The organism is Nibricoccus aquaticus, assembly GCF_002310495.1.
Lineage (GTDB): Bacteria > Verrucomicrobiota > Verrucomicrobiia > Opitutales > Opitutaceae > Nibricoccus > Nibricoccus aquaticus.
Genome location: NZ_CP023344.1, coordinates 1,309,577 through 1,329,832 on the forward strand (window position 1 = coordinate 1,309,577; position 20,256 = coordinate 1,329,832).

General features: G+C 64.5%; 14 protein-coding genes. 5 read left to right on the plus strand and 9 right to left on the minus strand.

Annotated features, from left to right (window positions below):
- Positions 1-4 precede the first annotated feature (4 nt).
- On the minus strand, positions 5-718 hold the full coding sequence (locus tag CMV30_RS05545) for a TVP38/TMEM64 family protein (RefSeq protein WP_138223148.1): 714 nt from the start codon (positions 716-718) through the stop codon (positions 5-7).
- A gap of 256 nt (positions 719-974) precedes the next feature.
- Here CMV30_RS05545 and CMV30_RS05550 point away from each other — a divergent pair, with 256 nt between their 5' ends.
- The gene (locus CMV30_RS05550) at positions 975-2,243 is read left to right on the plus strand and encodes a phospholipase D-like domain-containing protein (RefSeq protein ID WP_175414738.1); all 1,269 of its coding nucleotides are present in this window, start codon (positions 975-977) and stop codon (positions 2,241-2,243) included.
- Positions 2,244-2,398: 155 nt separating this feature from the next.
- Here the strand turns inward: CMV30_RS05550 and CMV30_RS05555 are convergent, their stop codons facing one another.
- From CMV30_RS05555 to CMV30_RS05575, 5 genes are all read right to left on the minus strand, one after another.
- Positions 2,399-2,629 carry a SlyX family protein gene (locus CMV30_RS05555; RefSeq protein WP_096055093.1) on the minus strand — a complete coding sequence of 77 codons (231 nt, stop codon included), beginning with the start codon at positions 2,627-2,629 and terminating at the stop codon, positions 2,399-2,401.
- Positions 2,626-3,231 carry a response regulator gene (locus CMV30_RS05560; RefSeq protein ID WP_096055094.1) on the minus strand — a complete coding sequence of 202 codons (606 nt, stop codon included), beginning with the start codon at positions 3,229-3,231 and terminating at the stop codon, positions 2,626-2,628. The genes CMV30_RS05555 and CMV30_RS05560 overlap by 4 nt, the downstream gene beginning before the upstream one ends.
- Positions 3,228-7,355, minus strand: coding sequence for a PAS domain S-box protein (locus CMV30_RS20625; RefSeq protein ID WP_138223149.1), 4,128 nt, complete (start codon positions 7,353-7,355; stop codon positions 3,228-3,230). Before CMV30_RS20625 ends, CMV30_RS05560 begins: the two co-directional genes overlap by 4 nt.
- Positions 7,356-7,447: 92 nt before the next feature.
- Complete coding sequence (locus tag CMV30_RS05570; protein ID WP_096055096.1) at positions 7,448-8,047, minus strand: response regulator; 600 nt, start codon at positions 8,045-8,047, stop codon at positions 7,448-7,450.
- A gap of 111 nt (positions 8,048-8,158) precedes the next feature.
- On the minus strand, positions 8,159-8,539 hold the full coding sequence (locus CMV30_RS05575; RefSeq protein WP_096055097.1) for a response regulator: 381 nt from the start codon (positions 8,537-8,539) through the stop codon (positions 8,159-8,161).
- A 261-nt stretch (positions 8,540-8,800) separates the two neighbouring features.
- Here CMV30_RS05575 and CMV30_RS05580 point away from each other — a divergent pair, with 261 nt between their 5' ends.
- Positions 8,801-9,292: a helix-turn-helix domain-containing protein gene (locus tag CMV30_RS05580; protein WP_096055098.1), complete on the plus strand. Its 492-nt coding sequence runs from the start codon at positions 8,801-8,803 to the stop codon at positions 9,290-9,292.
- A gap of 159 nt (positions 9,293-9,451) precedes the next feature.
- Here CMV30_RS05580 and CMV30_RS05585 read toward each other — a convergent pair whose 3' ends face one another.
- The gene (locus CMV30_RS05585; protein WP_096055099.1) at positions 9,452-11,638 is read right to left on the minus strand and encodes a thioredoxin domain-containing protein; all 2,187 of its coding nucleotides are present in this window, start codon (positions 11,636-11,638) and stop codon (positions 9,452-9,454) included.
- Between the two features lie 281 nt (positions 11,639-11,919).
- Here CMV30_RS05585 and CMV30_RS05590 point away from each other — a divergent pair, with 281 nt between their 5' ends.
- A complete protein-coding gene (locus CMV30_RS05590; protein ID WP_096055100.1) occupies positions 11,920-12,837 on the plus strand; it encodes a bestrophin family protein in 918 nt (305 codons plus the stop codon).
- A gap of 303 nt (positions 12,838-13,140) precedes the next feature.
- Entirely contained in the window at positions 13,141-15,606 is a 2,466-nt protein-coding gene (locus CMV30_RS05595; protein ID WP_096055101.1) for a tetratricopeptide repeat protein, read from the plus strand.
- 542 nt (positions 15,607-16,148) lie between these two features.
- Here the strand turns inward: CMV30_RS05595 and CMV30_RS05600 are convergent.
- Both CMV30_RS05600 and CMV30_RS05605 read right to left on the minus strand, forming a co-directional pair.
- Positions 16,149-17,741, minus strand: a complete 1,593-nt coding sequence (locus CMV30_RS05600) for a tetratricopeptide repeat protein (RefSeq protein ID WP_138223150.1) — start codon at positions 17,739-17,741, stop codon at positions 16,149-16,151.
- Between the two features lie 197 nt (positions 17,742-17,938).
- A complete protein-coding gene (locus CMV30_RS05605) occupies positions 17,939-18,985 on the minus strand; it encodes a deoxyhypusine synthase family protein (protein WP_096055103.1) in 1,047 nt (348 codons plus the stop codon).
- A gap of 154 nt (positions 18,986-19,139) precedes the next feature.
- Between CMV30_RS05605 and CMV30_RS05610 the strand changes: the two genes are divergently transcribed.
- Positions 19,140-20,129, plus strand: coding sequence for a DMT family transporter (locus tag CMV30_RS05610; RefSeq protein WP_096055104.1), 990 nt, complete (start codon positions 19,140-19,142; stop codon positions 20,127-20,129).
- The last annotated feature ends 127 nt before the right edge of the window (positions 20,130-20,256 follow it).

A 20,256-nucleotide genomic window follows, 5' to 3' on the forward strand; every position in this document is an offset into this window, starting at 1 on the left:
CTGCTCACCGCTCCACCGGCGCCACACGGGATTTCTCCGACTCCCGCCCTGCGCCCATCTCACGATGCCTGCGCGTGATCCTCCGGATCAAAAACGCGCACACCACGAGCTTCACCACTAGGATTCCCGCCAGCCACGCGAACCCCTCCCCGCTCGGATCTCCGCTCAGATCGCCCAGCGCCAGCGTCACATACGACCTCACCGTATAAACGCCGAGGCACACCCAGAAGTACTTCCTCAACGGCATCCCGGAAAGCGCCAGCCCGTAGTTTCTTAAAAAATACGGCGGCCCGGGCACCAGCGCCACCATCGCCGCCAGTGACTGCTCCGCCCCCGCGGGTGCCTCCGGCATCCGGAAATTCCTGCGCGCAAGAAACCGCTCGATCGGCCCGCGCAAAAAACTCCGCACGATCCAGTGCGTCCCGAGCAAGTGTACCGCAGTCACCCCCACGATCACCACCCCGCCCCACACCAGACCAAATTTCATTCCCGCCACGACATACACCACGCCGATCGAAAACCCCGCGAGCGGCAGCAACGCCATCAACACCACCGTCAGCACCGCGTTCACCCGCTCCATCGCGCCCACCAGATCGCTCCACCAGCCATATTCCAACGCGAGCGCCACCACCACGCCCGCCACGACCAACGCGCCCGCACCGATCAACCACCACTGCCGTTTGAAGTGCGCACGCTTCCATCCACCTGCGGATTGCATCGCAGTCAAAGGGCGCGCGGAAGATTCCGGTTTCATGTGGGAAAAAATATTTGAGACGAAGCCCCGCCTCTGACCCCAAAATCTCCCTCCGGTTTTCCTAAATAATCACCCGCCACTCCGCCCGAAACCGCCCCCACCATGCTCGGCCTAGCGCGTCACCTGCTCAAACGACGCCATGCTCCCCTTCCTCTCCAGACTTCGCCGCCGTCACGCCTCCACCGCGATTTCCAAACCCCATAAATCCCCCGCGCCCCGCATGAGCCCGCGTCGCTACTGGCTCACCGTCACCGCCTGTGTCATCACCGCACTCGGGGCATATTTCTGGATCACCTCCGCGAAAATTCTCCGCGAGCCCGTCGAGGTTTCCTACGGCCCCCTCGATCCTGTTTTCCCCGACACCCTCGGGCCTCTCCTCGGCGCGGAATTTTCCGGCGGCAACAAAATCACCACCCTCATTAACGGCGAACGCTTCTTCCCCGTCATGCTCGACGCCATCCGCCGCGCGCAAAAAACCGTCACCCTCGAAACCTACATCTGGTCCTCCGGAAAAATCAGCGACCAGTTCATCGACGCCCTCTGCGAACGCGCCCGTGCCGGCATCAAAGTCCACGTCCTCGCCGACGGCATGGGATCTCTCAAATTCGATCACGACGAACAGGAGCGCATGAAAAAGTGCGGCGTCGAATTCCTCATCTACGCCCGCGAGCACTGGTGGAATATCAAGCCCAACATCAACCACCGCACCCACCGCAAGATCCTCGTCGTCGACGGCAAGGTCGGCTTCACCGGCGGCATGTGCATCGACGACCGCTGGCTCGGCGACGCCGACTCCGAAAAAGTCTGGCGCGAAACCCAGATCCGCGTCGAAGGCCCCGCCGTCCGCCAGATGCAGGCCGTCTTTGTCTCCAACTGGCTCCAGACCACCTCGCGCCTCCTCGTCGGCCCCGATTATTTTCCCGAGTCCAAAGGCGTCGGCGACACCCTCGCCCAATGCTACAAAAGCGGTCGCAACGAAAACCCCGAAAACGCCCGCATCGCCCACCTCCTCGCCATCGCCTCCGCCCGTAAATCCATCAAGATCGCCCAGGCTTACTTCGTCCCCGACGACCTCGCCATCGACATGCTCCTCGCCGCCCGCAAACGCGGCATCGAGGTCGATGTGATCGTTCCCGCCATCAACGACTCCCGCTTCGGCCGCGCCGCCTCCCGCTCCCGCTGGGGCAAACTCCTCGAGGCCGGCGTGCGTATCCACCAATACTTACCCGCCATGTATCACTGCAAAGTCATGATCGTCGACGACGTCTTCTCCACTGTGGGCTCCGTGAACTTCGACAATCGCTCCTTCGCCATCAACGACGAGATCGCCGTTAACATCATCGACGAAGTCGCCACCCGCGATCTCCTCAAAAGTTTCAACGCCGACCTGAAACGCTCCAAGCCCCTTCCTTTCGACGAGTTCACTTCCCGCCCTTGGTACATCAAAACCGCCGACCACCTGTGCGGCCTCTTCCGCTCCCAACTTTAGAGTAGTTCAAAAAATGATGGCCGCATCCTGGAGGGAGGACCTTCGTGTCGTCCACAGTCGGCACGGAGTCCAGCTCTCCATCCGAGCGGCCCTCGCTTCGCTGAAAAGGCTTTAACGCTACCCGGTCCGCGTCCCTCCGCCAACTCGCCCCGCATTCAATAATGCGGCGGCCTCTCATCCAACTCCGCTGCCCCCGCGTCACCCACACCACCCGCGCCGGCACTCCCCGCACTCCGCTCGCGCAGCGCCAGCACCTCGCGCCGCATCCGCTCCACCAGATCCGACAACTCCATCATCGCCTTATCCTGCTCCGCCACATGGCGCTCGAACCACGCCAGCCGCTCCTCCAGCCGCGCCACCCGCGTATCCAGTTCCCCGGCACTCATGGCTGACCCTCCTTTTTGCACTCGGGATATTTGATCTGCTTCAATCCCAGCGCCTTCAGCTCCGGCGTAACATGCTTTTCATAACAGTCCGGGCAGATCGAGTGGCTGAACTCCGACCCCGTCCGCTGGTTGATGTAGCTCTCGATCTGCTGCCAGTAACTGCGGTCATCACGCACCTTTTTGCAGTACGAACAGATCGGTATGAACGTCTCCAACGTCTGGATCTGCGAGGTGAATCCCAGGATGCGCTCGGCCACATGCAGCCGCGTTTTCAGATCCTGGTGATCGACTGGCTTGCTCAGAAAATCGTCCACCCCCGCCGCGAACGCCACATCCTGGTTCTCCACCGTCGGCGTGCGATTCGTGACCAGGATAAAGTAAACGTAATCGCCCGGCCGTCCCCGCACGCGGCCGCACAGCTCCAGTCCATCGACTTTCGGCATCAGCCAGTCGCACACCACCACGCGGATCGGTTCGCGCTGCAACAGATCCCACGCCGCCAGCCCATCCGTCGCCTGGACAACATCGTGCCCCAGCGCAGCGAGCGAGGCGGCCAGCACGGCGCTCGCAATAGGATCATCTTCTACAGCCAGGATTTTCATGGGAAAGATTGGGGGAACCGTCGCACCAGCTCGGCGCGCAGACGATCCCACTCGTTCACAACGCGGGTCAAGCAGCCCGATGCCTCCGCCCAGCCCTCCCGCTTCACCTCGCTCTCTATCTCACGCGCGACCACCTCCAGCGCCGCCGCCCCCAGATTCGCGCCACTGCCCGCCAGCGTATGCGCCAGCCGCCCCAGCAACTCCGCATCGCGCGATTCCAGTGCCGCCGCCATCGCCGCCAGCCGGCCCGGCATCTCGCCCGCCAGCAGCTTGAACAAATGCTCCGTGAGCGGCTCCCCCGTCGGCGATTTTAACTGCGCCAGCCGCCCCAGCTGCTCCTCGTCCAGCACCGCGCGCGACCCGGCCGGCATCGGCGGCATCGTCCCCATCGGCGGTGCCGTCCGCGACTTCCCCGGATCGATCCCGCAACGCGCCAGCGCCTGCCTCAGCGCCTCCGCACCCAGCGGCTTCGTCACATACTCGTCCATGCCCGCCGCCAGGCACCGCGCCCTGTCTCCGGGTAACGCATACGCCGTCAGCGCGATCACCGGCGTCGCCACATCCGCGCCCGCCGCCAGCCCGTCCCGCAGCCGCCGCGTCGCCTCATAGCCATCCATCTCCGGCATCTGGCAATCCATCAGCACCGCGTCAAAACGCCCCGCCGCGAGCCTCTCCAGCGCCTCCCGTCCATTGCTCGCCAGCACGACCTGATGCCCCATGCGCTCCAGCGTCATCCGCGCGACGAGTTGATTCGCCGGATTATCCTCGGCGACCAGCAACGTCAGCCCTCCTGGCGCGCGCGCCACTTTCACCGGCCGTCCCATTTCCTCCTCCTCGGGCCGCCACACCGGCAGCTGCAGGTGAAACCAAAAACGCGAACCCGTGCCCTCCCCGCTTTCGCAGCCGATCCGCCCGCCCATCAACTCCACCAGCTGCCGGCAGATCGCCAGCCCCAGCCCCGTCCCGCCATATTTGCGCCCCCGCGCCTCCGCCTGCATGAACGGCTGGAAAAGCCGCGCCTGCACCTCCGGCGAGATCCCGATGCCCGTGTCACTCACCGTGATCGAGATCCGCCGCTCGCCGCCCTCTTCATCCCCGATCCGCAGCATGATCTCGACCCGCCCCTGCTCCGTGAACTTCAGCGCATTGCCCGTCAGATTCGTCAGCACCTGCCGGATACGCCCCGAGTCACCCACCAGCCCGCACGTTTTCTCCACACCCGTCTCGCAAACAAGCGCCACACCCTTCGCCTGCGCCTGCGCCGCCAGCAGCTCCGAGGTCTCCCTCACCAGCTTCACCAGGTCGAAACCATGCGGATCGATCCGCATCTTCCCCGCCTCGATCTTCGAAAAATCCAGGATGTCGTCGATGATCGTGAGCAGATTCTCCGCGCTGCTCAGCACCACCTGCCCCATCCGCTTCTGCTCCTGCCCCAGCCGCGTCTCCATGAGCAACCGCGCCATCCCCAGCACCCCGTTCATCGGCGTGCGGATCTCATGGCTCATGTTCGCCAGGAACTCCGACTTCAGCCGCGCCGCCGCCACCGCCTCGTCGCGCGCCCGCGCCAGGTTTTCCTCCAGCTCCTTGCGCCCGCCGATATCCTCGATCTGCGACACGAAATGCACCGGCGCTCCATCCGCCTGCCTCACCAACGTCACCGTCAGCCGCCCCCACACGATCCGCCCGTCGCGATGCAGATACCGCTTCTCCATCTGATAAAACGACCGCTCCCCCGCCACCAGCTGCCGCAGCAACGTCAGGTCGTTCTCCAGATCATCCCGATGCGTGATGTCATGAAACGTTTTCCTGAAAAGCTCCTCCGGCGAGTATCCGAGAATCTGGCACACCGCCGGATTCACCTGCAGCCACCGCCCGTCCAGCCCCACCAGCGCCATCCCGATGCCCGCAAACTGGAACGACTGCCGGAACCGCTCCTCACTGTCCCGCAACGCCGACTCCGCCGCCTTGCTCCGCGTCAGATCATGCCCGATCCCCATGAACCCCGTGATCGTCCCCGCCTGGTCCCTCAGCGCCGTGACCGTTAACATCACCGGCAGCCGCCCGCCATCCTTGCGCACATACGTCCACTCCCGCTCATCCACCTCGCCCAGCCGCGCACGCGCGACAAACACCTCGAACCCCGGCTCGATCACCCGCCCCAGCTCGAGGCTGAGCTCAGCCGCGCGCACAGCCACTTCCTGCGGATCGTGAAAAACCTGCGGCGTCTCCCGCCCCACCAATTCCTCGCGCTTCCACCCCGTCATCCGCTCCGCACCGGAATTAAAAATCTGGATCACACCCTCGGTATTCGCCGCCACGACGTTTAACACCGTCCCGTCCAGCACCGCACGCTGCAGCCGGTTCGACTCCTCCAGCTGCACCTTCGCCGCCGCCAGTTCCGCTGTCCGCTCGCCCACCGCGCGCTCCAGCGCCTGCGACGCCGCCTTCTGATCATGGATGTCCGTCGAAGTCCCCACCCACCGCACCACCTTCCCCAACCGGTCCCGCTGCGGACGCGCCCGCCATAAATGCCAGCGCATCATCCCATCCACCCTCCGGCGCAACCGGTACTCTCCGCGCCCCTCCCGCCCCGCCTTCAACGCCTCCGCCCACTCCACCCCGAAACCCGCCACATCATCCGCATGCACCGCCCCCGCCCAATTCTCCAACGACTCCTCACCGCTCATCCCCGTGTACTCATTCCACCCCCGGTTAAACGTCTCCACCACCCCGTCCGGCCGCGCCGTCCACACCATCTGCGGCATCGTATCAGCCAGGAAACGCAGACTCTCCTCGCTCCGCTGGAGCTCCGCCGTCCGCTCATTCACCCGCCGCTCCAGCGCCATGTGCGAAAGCTGCAACGCCCGCCTCGCCCGGTGGACCAGATAAAAAGCCGCCGCCAGTAACAACGCCGCCACGACCACACCCGCCGCCAGCACCAGCCCCGCATTGCGCTCGATCCGCTCCATCGCGCCCTCCCGCTCCTTCAACAACGCGTCCTCCTCCGCCTCCATCTCCGCCGCCAGCGCCGTGACCAGACGCGCCGAAGGCTGCATCAACCGCAACTGCTCCGCGATGTCGCCCGCCCTGCGCGCGCGCATCATCGCCTCACTCTCCGCGATCCTCTGATCCGTCAACCCCCTCAACCGCTCGATCCTTCCCCGCCGGAACTCACTCCTCTCCGCATGCCACTCCAACGCCGCCATCGCCGCCCTCAACTCCGACACATAAACCACCTGCCGCGCCGCATAGTGCTCGTCACCCGTTAGCGCATACGCCCGGTCCGATGACTGCATCCGCGTCAACGCCAGCAAGTGTCGGTTCAACGTCTCGCGAAACTCATACGCCCCCACCACTTCCCGGCCCGCCGCGCCCACCCCCTCGTTCATCACATGGCTCATCCGCCCGCACGCCACCAGCAACACCAGCGCCACCGTGAACAACGCCGGCGGCGAATTAAACCCCAGCCCCCGGTGAAACCGCGCCATCACCTCGATCGCCGTCGCCCCCAGCACCAAAAACAACAGCGCCGTCGGCAACGCCATCCCCGTGTACGCCCCCCAGCTATGCGCCGCCCTCAACCCCGACGCGTACCCCAGCAACGTAAGCAACGCCAGGCACAGCGTCACCCCCGCCGGGACCAGCACCAGCCACCGCTTCCGCGCAAACAACACCGTCCCCAGCAACGCCAGCGCCGTGCATAAAAAACAAACCGCCGCATTCAGCGACATCCGCCCCGGCGCGCTTGTCGGCACCGCCAGATCCTGCTTCCAAAAAAATTCATCCAGCCCCAGCGAAACCCCCGCGAGATTCTCCACCAGCACCGCCACCGAGATCAACCCGGTCATCAGCCACAGCCAGCATGCCCACCGAGACTGATCCCACGACCACGCCAGCAACCCCGCCGCCATCAGCAAAAAGCAAACCGCCGTATTAACCACCATCGGCGCCCCTCCGGGCATGATCGACACCAGCAACGGCACCCGGAAACCCCATCCGCACAACACCGACACAGCCACCGCCGCGATCACGCCACCCGCCACCCGCACCCACGCCCGTAAAAATTCATCCATCGCCGCAGGCTGCGCTCCAATCGGCAAAGGTGAGTAGTCGTTGGTTTCCACGTGTTATCCAGCTAACCACATCGGACCGCCACTCCCGCTCTTAAGCCGTGACCGCCATGAACATGCCCGCACCCATCGAGTCACGCACCGCCCTATTGCCGCTCCACCGCCGGTTTCACCGCCTTCCTCTTTAACTCCTCCAGCTCCGGCACGATCAACCGCTGATAACAATCCGGACACACCGAGTGGCTGAACTCCGACCCCGTCCGCGCGTTGATATACCCTTCGATCTGCTGCCAGTAATTTTGATCGTCCCTCACCTTCTTGCAGTACGAACAGATCGGCAAAAACGCCTCCAGCTGCTGCACCTGCGTCGCATACCTCAGGATACGCTCCGCCACCCGCAACCGCATCCACAACTCCTGCAGATCGAGCGGCTTCACCAGAAAATCATCCACCCCCGCTTCGATCGCCTCCCGCTGATTCTCGATGTCCGCCTCGCGGCTCGTCAGCAGGATGAAATAAACATAATCGCTCTTCAACCGCGCCCGCACCTGCCGGCACAACTCCAGCCCATCGATCCCCGGCATGATCCAGTCACTCACGATCACCCGCGCCGGCTCCTTCTCCAGCTGCGCCAGCGCCTCCATCCCATCACGGACCTCTGTCACATCCTCGTAGCCCAGACGCCGCAGCGCCTGCACCAGGACTTTTCGCGCCACCGGATCGTCTTCAACAGCCAGGATTTTCAAAACGCAGCCTTTGTTGTGGGTTTCAAGCACTCCCGGCGGACAGCCAGGAACCTGCCCGCAACCCTGCGACAACCCCCTCCGCCACGGCAAGTTTTCCCTGCTCCCTCGCCCTCACCGCCCCGCCACCCCACCCGCCAGATACGCGCCGACCTTCCTCAACAAACTGTCCCGCTCAAACGGCTTCGCCAGCAGATCCACCGCCCCCACCGCCTGCGCCCGCGCCGGCACCCCCGCGATCGGCCGCCCCGTCATGATCACCACCGGTACCGACGCCAGCGCCGTATCCGTTTTTATCAGACTGCACACATCGAAACCATTCATCCCCGGCATCTCGATATCCAGCAGCACCAGATCCGGCCGCCTCGCATGAGCCAGCTTCAACCCCTCCACGCCCCCGCCACCCGCCGCCACATCATACCCGGCGCGCTCCAGCATCGCCTTCAAAACACCCCGCACACCCGGGTCATCATCAATGATCAAAATGTGCGCCATGTTACAGAGCCTCAACCACTCGGGTTATCAACCTGCCCAACCCCAAACGGGCTGTGCAATAACGGGCGGATTCCATGATGCACACGCTCCGTGTTGAGACAGCTTCTTGTCAACCGGCAAACCCGCTCCCACCAGTCGTATTTTCCCTGATCTCATACAGGTATCATATGCAAAAAATCTCTTAAATTTTTAGAAAGTTCAGCATGGCAGGTCCGGTGCATTGACAACTGCATTTCACCTCCGACTACTCCGCGCCAACGCATGAATTACACGCAGCTTTTTCGCACATTGAGGGAGGCAAAAGCGCTCACTCATGACGGTCTCGCCAAACTATCCGCCTGTCATCGCAACACCGTGATCAACGTCGAAAGCGGACGTCCGGTGAAATTCAAAACCATCGCCGAGCTCATGCTCAAGATGGGCTACGATTCCGGCTCCTCCGAGATGAAGAGCGTCGCCCTTCTCTGGCTCGAATCGATCAGCGGTATCAACCTCACGCACGAAGAGAGCACCTCCGAAGCGCGTGATCGCATCGACAAATACCGCGCCACCGAACGCGAAGCCGCCCAGCTCCTCGTCGAGGCCGTCACCTCCAACCACCTCACCGTCGATCAGATCCGCACCCTCCTCTTCGCCGCCGGCCGCCCCGAGATCATCTCCATTCTCGAAAACATCCGCCACGTCGTCACGACCGCAGAGATCGCGCCCGTCGTGAACACCGCCGCCCCGATGCCCATCGCCCAAAACGGCTGACGTCCACTTCCGGCACATCACCAAAACCCTTCTCTTCTCCCAAAGGCGCGTCCTACCCGACGCGCCTTTTTTGCGCCCGCCGTCTTTCCGATGGAGGCGCGGTGCCCCCACCGCGCATAATCATCGCCCACCGCACGATCGCCACACCGCTCCTCGCCCTCACCCCGCCGCCAGCACCGACCGCAACTCCGCTACGCTCGTCACCGGCGGCCGACACGTGAAGTGCTCACAAACATACGCGGTCGCTTTGCGTCCCTCCGCTTTCATCTCCGCCATCCACGGCGCCCGCTCCGCCAGCCACCGCTGCCCCTCTCCACCATTAGCCGCCAGCAACGAACGCCGCGCCCCCGCGCGCTCGTGTAGCACCGCCGACAGCGCGCGAAACTCCGCCGACTTCGGATCACCCGCAATGACCACCTGCCGCGCCGGCTCCAGCGCCAGCTCCACCGCGCACAACAACTGCGGCAACGCATGAGGCGCCTGGGTCCACTGCCCGCGCAACGACTCGATCACTCTCACCCCGCGCGCCCGCACTGCGTCGCCATCCTTCGCGACCACCGCCAGCCGCAACAAATTCATCGCCGCCACCGACCCCGCCGTCGGCTCCGCGCCGTCGTAATCGTCCTTCAACCGCAGCACGAGATTCGCATCGCCCGCCGCAGAGTTGAAATACCCGCCGCGCTCCTCATCCCAAAACAGCGCGTCCATCGTCCCCTGCAACTGCTCCGCCCACTGCAACCAGCGCACCTCAAAGGTCGCCTCGTAAAGATCGATCAGCCCCTGCACGAGAAACGCATAATCCTCCGCAAACCCTTCCGTGGTCCCGCGCCCGTCTCGAAAACTCCGGTACAACACGCCGCGCTCCGCATCGAACAACTCGCGCCGCAAAAACTCCGCCGCCTTCACCGCGCTCTCCGCGTACTCGCGTTCCCCGAGCACCTGCGCGCCCTTCGCCAGCGCCGAAATCATCAGCCCGTTCCACGCCGTCACGATCTTGTCGTCCAGATGCGGACGCGCCCGCCCCGCTCTCGCATCGCGCAACCGCCCGAGCGCCGTCACGAGCCGGTCACTCGCCGTCTGCACATCCAGCCCGCACAACTGCGCCGTCGCCGCCAGCGCCTGCCGCTGCATCAACACATTCTTCCCGCCAAAATCCCCGTGCGGATCTGACTGCGCCGGCACGTTCCCGCTCCCGATCACGCCAAAGTGCGCACACACGAGCAACGATCCCGGCCCGCACACCGCGTCGATCTCCTCCTTCGTCCAAACATAAAATGCGCCCTCCACCCCATGCGCCTTCGCGCCACCCGCGTGTCCGCTCGGCGCGCTATCTGCATCTTCTGCCGAATAAAATCCACCCAGCGGACTCGTCAGCTCGCGCTTCACGTATTCAAAAATATCCCGTGCCACCCACGCGTGGATTTCCTGCCCCGTCGTCACGCGCGCATCGAGGTAGTTGATCGCGATCTGCGCCTGATCGTAGAGCATCTTCTCAAAATGCGGCACGAACCACGCGTCATCCACCGAGTACCGGTGAAACCCGCCGCCCACATGATCGCGAATCCCGCCTTCAGCCATTTTGCGCAGAGTCGTCGTCGCCATCTTCACCGCCGCCACGCCCGCCTCTGACTGCGGCCCCTGAATCGCCGCCACGCGAAAAAGAAAACTCAAATTCGACGCCCGCGGAAACTTCGGCGCGCCCCCAAATCCACCTTTCTCCGCATCGAACGTCTCAAAAAAATACTGGAAACACTTCTCGAACGCTTCCCCACCCGACTCCGTCAAATCTATCGCCGCACCAGCATCCGCAGCCGCGTTCTTCTCCGCACCTTCTACCTCTCCGCTCACGCGCGTCTTGAGCAGCTCGATTACCCGCGCACTCTCCGCCACCAGCTTCTCGCGCTCATCCCGCCAGCCCTTCGCGATCGCCCGCAACACCGCCGGAAAACCCGCGCGCCCCTGCCGATCCTCCGGCGGAAAATAAGTCCCGCCAAAAAACGGTTTCAGCTCCGGCGTCAGCCACACGCTCATCGGCCACCCGCCATGCCCCGTCATCGCCTGCACGTAGTGCATGTACACGCGATCCACATCCGGCCGCTCCTCCCGATCCACTTTGATCGACACGAAACTCTCATTCAGCAGCGCCGCGCTCTCTGCGTTCTCGAACGACTCATGCGCCATCACATGACACCAATGGCACGTCGAGTAACCGATGCTCAAAAACACCGGCTTCTGCTCCGCCCGCGCCTTCGCAAACGCCGCCTCACCCCACGGAAGCCAGTTCACCGGATTGTCAGCGTGCTGGAGCAGATAAGGCGATTTTTCGTGAGCGAGCGCGTTGGCCATGGAAAAGACGAGAAACGCAAACCCCCACGGCCGCAAAGACCAGAGCAAAGAAACCGTGCCCGCCCGTTACCCACAAAAAGCCGGACGCGAAAACTCATCCGGCTTCGCAGTCTAAAAATCTCTTCGCGCCACCTTCGCGTCTTTGCGTCTTCGCGATTCAAAATAAAGCCGCCAGCTAACCGGCAGCTCCGATCGCTCACACGCTCCGTCCATTGAGCGTCCAGCGTTAAACGTTAAGCGTTGAGCGTTCCCAACTCTTTCCAAACATATCGCATCCCGACATGATCGTCCGTCCAAAGCCCAGCACCCTCCGCCTCTTCTTCATCCTCCAAGGCTCGATCCTCCCCACGATCGCGCCGCGCCTGCTGATGATTGCCGCCCTCGCGACCGCCGTCGCCGCCGTGCACCACTTCCATCCCGGCCTCTTCGGTGATGTCCCCGTCGCTCCCTTCACGCTGCTCGGCCTCTCGCTCTCCCTCTTCCTCGGCTTCCGCAACAACGCCTGCTACGACCGCTGGTGGGAAGCCCGCAAACTCTGGGGCCAGCTCATCTTCGAGATGCGCTCCTTCGCCCGCGAAACCGCCGCCCTCCTCCCGCCCGAGGAAGCCGCCACCCGCCAGCGCCTGCTCTACCGCGCCATCGGTTTCGCCCACGTCCTCAGCGCCCGCCTCCGCGGCGAAAACGTCCCCGCCGTATTAAAACCTTGGATCTCCGAAACCGAGTTCGCCGCCACCGCCACCCGCCCCAACCCCAACAACACCCTCCTCGAAACCTCCACCCGCGAACTCGCCGACTGCGTCCGTCGCCGCACCCTCAGCGAATTTCTTTTCCCGACCATCGAAGCCCGCCTCACGTCCTTCTCCTTTCTCCAGACCGCCTGCGAACGCATCCTCAACACCCCGCTGCCCTTCGCCTACACGCTGCTCCTCCACCGCACCGCGCTGCTCTTCTGCGTCTGCCTCCCGTTCGCCGTCGTCGGCGCCTTCGGCTGGTTCACGCCGCTCATCACCGCGCTGCTCGCCTACGCCTTCTTCGGCCTCGACGCCCTCGGCGACGAACTCGAAGACCCCTTCGGCCTCACGCAAAACGACCTCCCGCTCCACGCCATGGCCCGCACCATCGAGATCGATCTCCGCGACTCCCTCGGCGAAAAGGATCTCCCCACCCAGCTCCAGCCCGTGAACTTCTTGCTCCAATAACGTCCCGCGTCCCTCCGCCCGCCCGCGTTCCCCGCTCCTTTGGAGGGACGACCTCCGTGTCGTCCACGGCCCGGTGCGAAACACCGACCTCTAGAAAAAGTTAAACCCGTCCGTCCCCCACTGCGGCCATTGGCCGTCTCCGCCCTCCAGCGAAGGCCATTGGCCGAAGCCCCACTTCGAAAAACCGCCCCATTGGCGGTTTTCATTAGTGGTTAAAAAATCCGTCCCTCCGTCCTCCGTATCCGCGCGGCCCCCTCCGGCCTTGCCCCATCGCCCCCTTCCGCCAGAAACACCGCGCCCTCCATGCGCTCCTTTTCCCCGCTGCTTCGCGCCTCCGCACGCGCACTTTCCCTGACCCTCGCGCTCGCCTCCGTCGCCCACGCATCGCCCCAAGACGCGAACGCCGCGCTCCAGGCCCACGACTACCCCGCCGCCCTCTCGCTCGCCGAAGCCGCCGTCAAAGAAGAGCCGATCCCCTTCGCCCACTTCGTCCTCGGCTCCGCCCAACTCCACCTAGGCCAGATCGACGCCGCCGAAAAATCCGCCGCCGCCATCGCCCGCCTCGATCCTACCGACACCTTCGCCATCACGCTCCGCGCGCAAATCGCCGCCGCCCGCGGCCAGACCCAGCCAGCCCTCGCGCTCTTCGACCAACTCCTCACCGCCTCCCCCGACGACACCGAAGCCCTCACCAACCGCGGCGCCGCCAAACTCCTCCTCAAAACCGCCGACCGCGGCCTCGCCGATTTCAACCGCGCCATCGAACTTAGCGACTACAGCGCCGAACCCTTCTTCCTCCGCAGCCAGCTCCTCGCCGCCTCCGGCGACATCCCCGCCGCCACCGCCGATCTTTCCCGCGTCCTCGAAATAATCCCCGCCCACCTCGAAGCCCGCCCGCTCCGCGCCGCCCACTTCATCACCCTCAAACTCCGCCGCCTCGCCCTCGCGGATATCGAAATCGCCCTCGAATCCGCACCCACCAGCCAGCCTCTCCTCGCCCTCCGCACCCGCGCCGAAGCCCTGCCCGAGATTTTCCCGGCCGACGCTCAACGCCAGGTCACCGCCCTCCTCCGCGAAAGCGCCACCGCTCTCGCCAAAAACGACCCCGCCACCGCCGCGAAAAAACTCCAGCTCGCCACCCTCACCGCGCAAAACAACACCCCCGCCTCCACCGTCGAACCGCAGCTCTACCTCGAGCGCGGCGACCTCCTCTTATCCTCCGGCCTCACCGACCTCGCCAAAGACGACTACCGCAACGCCCGCTACAGCGGCGACCTCGTCCCACCTGCGCTCCTCCGCCTCGCCCGTCTCGAATTCGCCGACAAAAAATTCTCCGACGCCCTCGAACTCATCGCCGCCATCGATCCCGGCGTGAGCCCGCACAACGCGGCCGAGGGCCTCGTCCTCGGCACCCGCGCCCGCATCGCCCTCGCCGAAGAATCCTCCGACGCCGGTGAACTCACGCCCGCCGTCGACTTCCTGAAAACCGCCCGCCAGCTCGCCCCCGAACTCGCCGACATCGCCACCGCCGAGAAAGAACTCATCGCCGCCCGCCGCAAACTGCGCACCGCCAGCCCCTCAAAACTCCAGGGCGAAAACCTCCCCACCGCCCTCGCCAAAGCGCACGACCTCGCGAAGAACGCCGACTTCGCCGCCGCCCGCGCCCTCTACGATCGCATCCTCCAACTCAACCCGGCCAACCCCGCCGTCTACGAAGCCCGCCTCGCGACCGCCGCCGAGTTCGGCATCAACGACCCACGCGCCGCCGCCTTCAAGACCATCGCCGCCGAACTCCGCGCGCCCGCTCCCGTCATACCGACCACCGGCACGCCCGACGACCTCGCCCTCGCCCGTGCCAACCTCGCCGTCCACGAACGCCCGTATCTGAGCCGCCCGTACATCGCCCGCGCCCGCCTTCACGCCGCCCGCGCCGGTGCCGCCTACACCGCAGGCAAACCCGCCGTCACCTCCGAACTCGCCGCCGCACTCAGCGACGCCCGCCTCGCCGTCCAGCTCGACGCCTACGATCCCCAGGCCCACGCCGCGCTCGCCGAAGCCCTCATCGTCCAAAGACGCACCACCGACAGCATCAACTTCTCCGCCCGCGACGCCGTGCTCACGCAGGCCTTCGCCTCCGCCAACCGCGCCCTCGCCCTCGCGCCCGACGACACCGGCCTCCTCCTCTGGCGCGGCGACCTCGAACGCGACCACGGCCCCGAAATCCTCCAGCGCGATTCCCGCGCCCTCCGCCTCTACGCCCGCGCCACCCGCAGCGACCCGCGCTCCACCCGCGCCCTCTACGCCCACGCGACCGCCGCCTTCAAATCCGGCAACCACACCGCCGCCCTCGCCGACTACCGCCAGGTCCTCCACCTCGAGCCCGACAACCTCTACGCCCGCTACGAACTCGGCGTCGCCCAACTCTACGCCCGCGCCTACACCGACGCCGCCGCCACCTTCTCCGGCCTCCAGCAAACGCAAGCAGCCGCGGGCGACAAAACCTCCGCCGACGCCATCGAAACCGAGCAACTCCACGCCATCGCCCTCGCCGCCGCCGGTGACGACCGCAGCGAAGCCCTCGCCAAAAACGTCCTCACCCACTCCGAATGGATCGGCAACGCCGACGCCGCCCTGGAAAACCTCACCCAACTCCCGCTCCACGCTCCCCAACTCGACCGCCTGCAAAAACTCCAAGGCACTCCCAACCCCGCCCTCCCCAAAACCCGCGCCAACCAACGCGAAACCACCCTCGACGCCTCCCCGCGTTGACCGCCTCACACTGCTCAACTCTGTTCGCCTAACAAAGATGAAGCGCCTTTTGAAGATCGCCATCCTTAGCGCCGGTGGAGTTGTTACCGCAGCCGGATGGTTTTTTACCCGACCAGTGATCGTTGTCACAGAAGAGTCGCCGCTTTGGGCCAGCGAGTATGACGCCTCTAGGCAGGGATCTATCTATCCCGGTTCAGCTGTGCCCAAAACGCGTCTGCAAGTTGGCGAACGCATGAGAGTGATTTGGACACCAGAAGGAAAAGATTATCGGGCTGTTTGTGTTGTTCGCAGAAATTGTGAGAGCGGGTGGCTGCTTCTCTGGCAGCCAGGCATATCCCCGGCGCGCGATTAGCGCGCCCCTCCGCCCGACCGTCGCAGGCGATCAGCCGAAGACACACTCCCAAGTTTCGGCCTTTGGCCGAAACCCTTTAGTGGTTAAAAAAATTCCGTCTTCCGCCCTCCGTCTGAGGATCGACATCTTCTTCGCGTCTCTGCACCTCAGCGCCTTCGCGTGAGCCCCGCCTTCTTCGCGTCGCGCTCACTCAAAGCCCCGCCGCCCGCGCTCCCCAAGCCTTCGCCTCTGCCGCATCCACCGCCACACCCGCGACACCGTTGTTATAAATCGACGCCAGCCGTTGCGCCGCGCCCACGCTCCCGCGCTCAAACGCCAGCTTCAAAATCCGCACACCCTCGACCGGCTTCTCCCGCAACCCGTACTCGCCGCCCACATACGACTGCCCGATGAACTCCAGCACATCGGGATCGTTCGGGTAACGCTGGATCGCCATCGAGAAAAACTGCAGCGCCTCCTCCTGATCGCGCGCGACGCCATACACGCCCGCCGCCAGCACGCGCCCATACGCGATCATCGCCTTCGGCGTCCGCTTCGCCGCCTTCGCGAGCCACTCCAGCCCACGCGCCTCATCATACTCCGCCGCGTCATCCTGCAGATAAATAGACGCCAGCAACTCCGCCGCCTGCGCACTGTCCTTGTCCGCCGCCTTTTCCAGCCAGCCAATCCCCTGCTCCGTATTCGCGCCTACGCCTTTCCCCAGCAGACAACTCCGCCCCAACATCACCATCGCGTCCACGTCGCCCGCAGCCGCCGCCACCTGCAACAACGCCACACCCGCCTCCGGCTCCGCCACCACCCCGCGACCATCGAGCAACATCGTGCCCGCCAGTACCGCCGCCCTCACCTGCATCCCGCGCTCCGCCTCACTCAATTTCTCCGGAGCCAGCGCCGCCACTCCGCGCAACAACCTTACCGCTTCCTCCGGCTTCTTCTCGATCTCGCCGCCCAACGCCAACGCCCGCCCATAAACCCACTGCGACGCCACCTCGCCCTTGCCTGCAAACTCCCGCGCCCAGCCATAAAATACCTCCGGCGCCACCGTCACCGCATCGGTCCGATCCTCCGCGACCAACCGGATCGCCTCTTTGCGCGCCGCCACATCGCCCATCGCCCCCGCCTGCGCGAAATAATTTCCCGCCAGATAAAAATCCTCCCACTTCAACTCAAACTGCGCCAGCTCCCCCGCCGCCTTTGCATCCCCGCTATCGGCCAGCTCCTTCAAGAAACTGTCCACCGAGCGAAACTCACCAAAGCCCCGCGCATCGTCCCCGTGCTCGCGTATGAGCGTGATGATCCGCCACAACGCCTCCCGACGCAGCGGACCCCGCACGCGCTGGTATTCACGAATCCCCCACCGCGAAAAACTATCCTCATTGCGTTTGCCGAGCGTCATGAGCGCATCCGCATCGCCCGCCTCCGCTGCACTATAAAGTCGATCAAGCGCCCGCCGCTCCGCCTCACGCGCCCGCTCCGCTGCCTCACGCGCCTCGCGTCGTTCACGCATCCGCCGTTCACCGGCCTCCCACGCCTCGCGTGATTCGCGTTCAAGCCGCGCCTGCGGTCCACCCGCGGTCCACTCCTGTTTCGGCGGCGTTGCCCACAACTGCTTCATCCGCGCCTCCTGGGCCCGCGCCGCCTGCCCATCCGCAATCCACCCATCATAAACCGTCCGCTGGTCCGGCGGTCGATAAGCCTGCAACGCCACCGGCAATGCCAGTGCGCACACAGACGCGACACACCAACTAACACGCAGAGCTGAAGCCGAAAAAGAAAGCGACATGGATGGCGCGCCAGCTTGCCCACCCCACCTCCGCATTCAAGCGCTCGAAACCAAAAACAAAAAAGCCGGACGAAAAACTCGTCCGGCTCATCAGTCCAAAAACCTCTTCGCCCCACCTTCGCGTCTTAGCGTCTTCGCGATTCAACAAAACCGCCGACAACCAGCGGTTCCTATCGCTTCTACGCTTCGCCGCGAACTCACTGACCCAAGATCCACGAAAAGATCAACGGCGCCACGATCGTCGCATCACTCTCCACGATGAATTTCGGCGTCTTCGCGCCGAGCTTGCCCCAGGTGATCTTCTCGTTCGGCACCGCGCCCGAGTACGAACCGTAGCTCGTGGTCGAGTCGCTGATCTGCGAGAAATAACCCCACAGCGGCACGCTCGTGCGACCAAGATCTTGGTGAAGCATCGGCACCACACAGATCGGGAAATCGCCCGCGATACCGCCGCCGATTTGGAAGAAGCCGATCGAGCCTTCGCCCGTCTTGAGGAGCTTCGCCGTCTTCGTGTACCACTCGGCAAGCCAAGTCATGTACTCGATGCCCGTGCGCACGGTGTGCACGTTCTTGATTTCGCCCGTGATCACGCGGCCCGCGAACATATTGCCGAGCGTCGCGTCTTCCCAACCGGGAACGATGATCGGGAGATTCTTCTCCGCCGCCGCCAGCATCCAGGAATTCTTCGGATCGATCTGGTAGTACTTCTTAATTTTTCCAGATCGCAGAATCTTGTACATGAACTCGTGCGGGAAAAAACGCTGCCCGGCCTTGTCCGCCGCCAGCCACTCCTCCGCCACCGCCGCTTCGATGCGACGCATCGCTTCGCCTTCGGGAATGCAGGTGTCGGTCACGCGGTTCATGTGGCGGTCGAGCAGCTTCTGTTCGTCGTCCGCCGTGAGATCGCGGTAGTTCGGCACGCGCTCGTAGTAATCGTGCGCCACAAGATTGAAAATATCCTCTTCGAGATTCGCGCCCGTGCAGACGATCGCGTGGATCTTATCCTGACGGATCATCTCGGCGAGCGTGAGCCCGAGCTCTGCCGTGGACATCGCGCCCGCGAGCGTGACGAGCATCTTGCCGCCCGCCTTCAGATGCGCCTCGTAACCCTTCGCAGAGTCGAGGAGCGCCGCCGCATTAAAGTGACGATAGTTATGTGCGATGAACTGCGAGACCGGCCCTTTTTTGGCGGCGAGTTTCGCGTTGATGTCTTCGGGACGCTGCTTGGCGCGTTTAGCTTTCATAGAAAAATAAGAAGCGCCCAACTGAGCCGCCCCACACGCTTAGGTCAGCAAAAAACCTTCGCCGTCTTGGCAACGTCACCTAGGCCAGCGTGCTCGCACGCGCTCCGAAAACTCCGATCTTCGCCCGCTCGCATCTCCATTTCGCATCGTTCCCATGACCGGCGCCTTCCTCACCACCCTCCTCTTCTCGCTCTCGGTCATCTTCGCCAACCGCAGCATAGCCGCGCTCGGCCCCATGCGCGCCAACCTCGGCCGCCTCACCCTCGCCGTCCTCGTGCTCGGCTCCTTCGCGCACACCCTCGGCAACGGCCTGCACGGCGCCGGCCTCACGTGGTTCCTCCTCAGCGGCGTCATCGGCATGGGCCTCGGCGACCTCGCCCTCTACGGCGCACTCCCGCGACTTGGCTCGCGCCTCAGCCTGCTCATGACGCAATGCCTCGCCGCCCCCATCGCCGCCCTCGCCGAGTGGCTCTGGCTCGATGTCGCCCTCACGCCCGCGCAGCTCCTCGCCGGCCTCATCATCCTCGCCGGCGTCGCCCTCGCACTCGCGCCGAAAAAGACCGATCTCACCAAAAACAAAAACCTCCCGCCCTCCTCTGCTCCCTCTTCCCCGTCGCGCATCGTCCCCACGATCACCGCCCTCGGCCTCACCTTCGGCCTCCTCTCCGCCGCCGGCCAGGGCCTCGGTGCCGTGATGAGCCGCAAAGCCAACCTCGCCGCCGCGCTCGCAGGCGAGCCCACCGGCGGCATCGCCCTCGGCATCACCGCCGCCTACCAGCGCATCCTCGCCGGCTTCGTCATCACCGCCGCCTGGTTCCTCCTCCAACACCTCCTCACTTCCCGCACGCCCGCCGTCACCGCCGTAGGCCAGCGTGCTCGCACGCGCTCCGACGCTCCACCACGCACCTGGCGCTCCTACGCGTGGATCCCCTTCAACGCCTTCAGCGGCCCGATCCTCGGCGTGAGCTGCTACCAATGGGCGCTCGCAACGACCGCCAGCGGCATCGTCCTCCCCATCGTCGCCTGCACGCCTCTCGTGATCATCCCCTTCAGCTACTGGCTCGAAGGCGAACGCCCCACGCCTCGCTCAATCCTCGGCGCCCTCCTCGCCGTCGCCGGCGTGATCGCGCTCAGCCAGTTTTAGCCCCGCCTGCTCGCCTCCTCCGCCTCTCCCTATCTGTGCTCATCAGTGCCCATCCGTGGTTAAAAAATTCCGTTTCTCCATCCTCTCGTACTTGAGCGGTTTCCCTCTCCGTTCCGTCCCGTCCGCG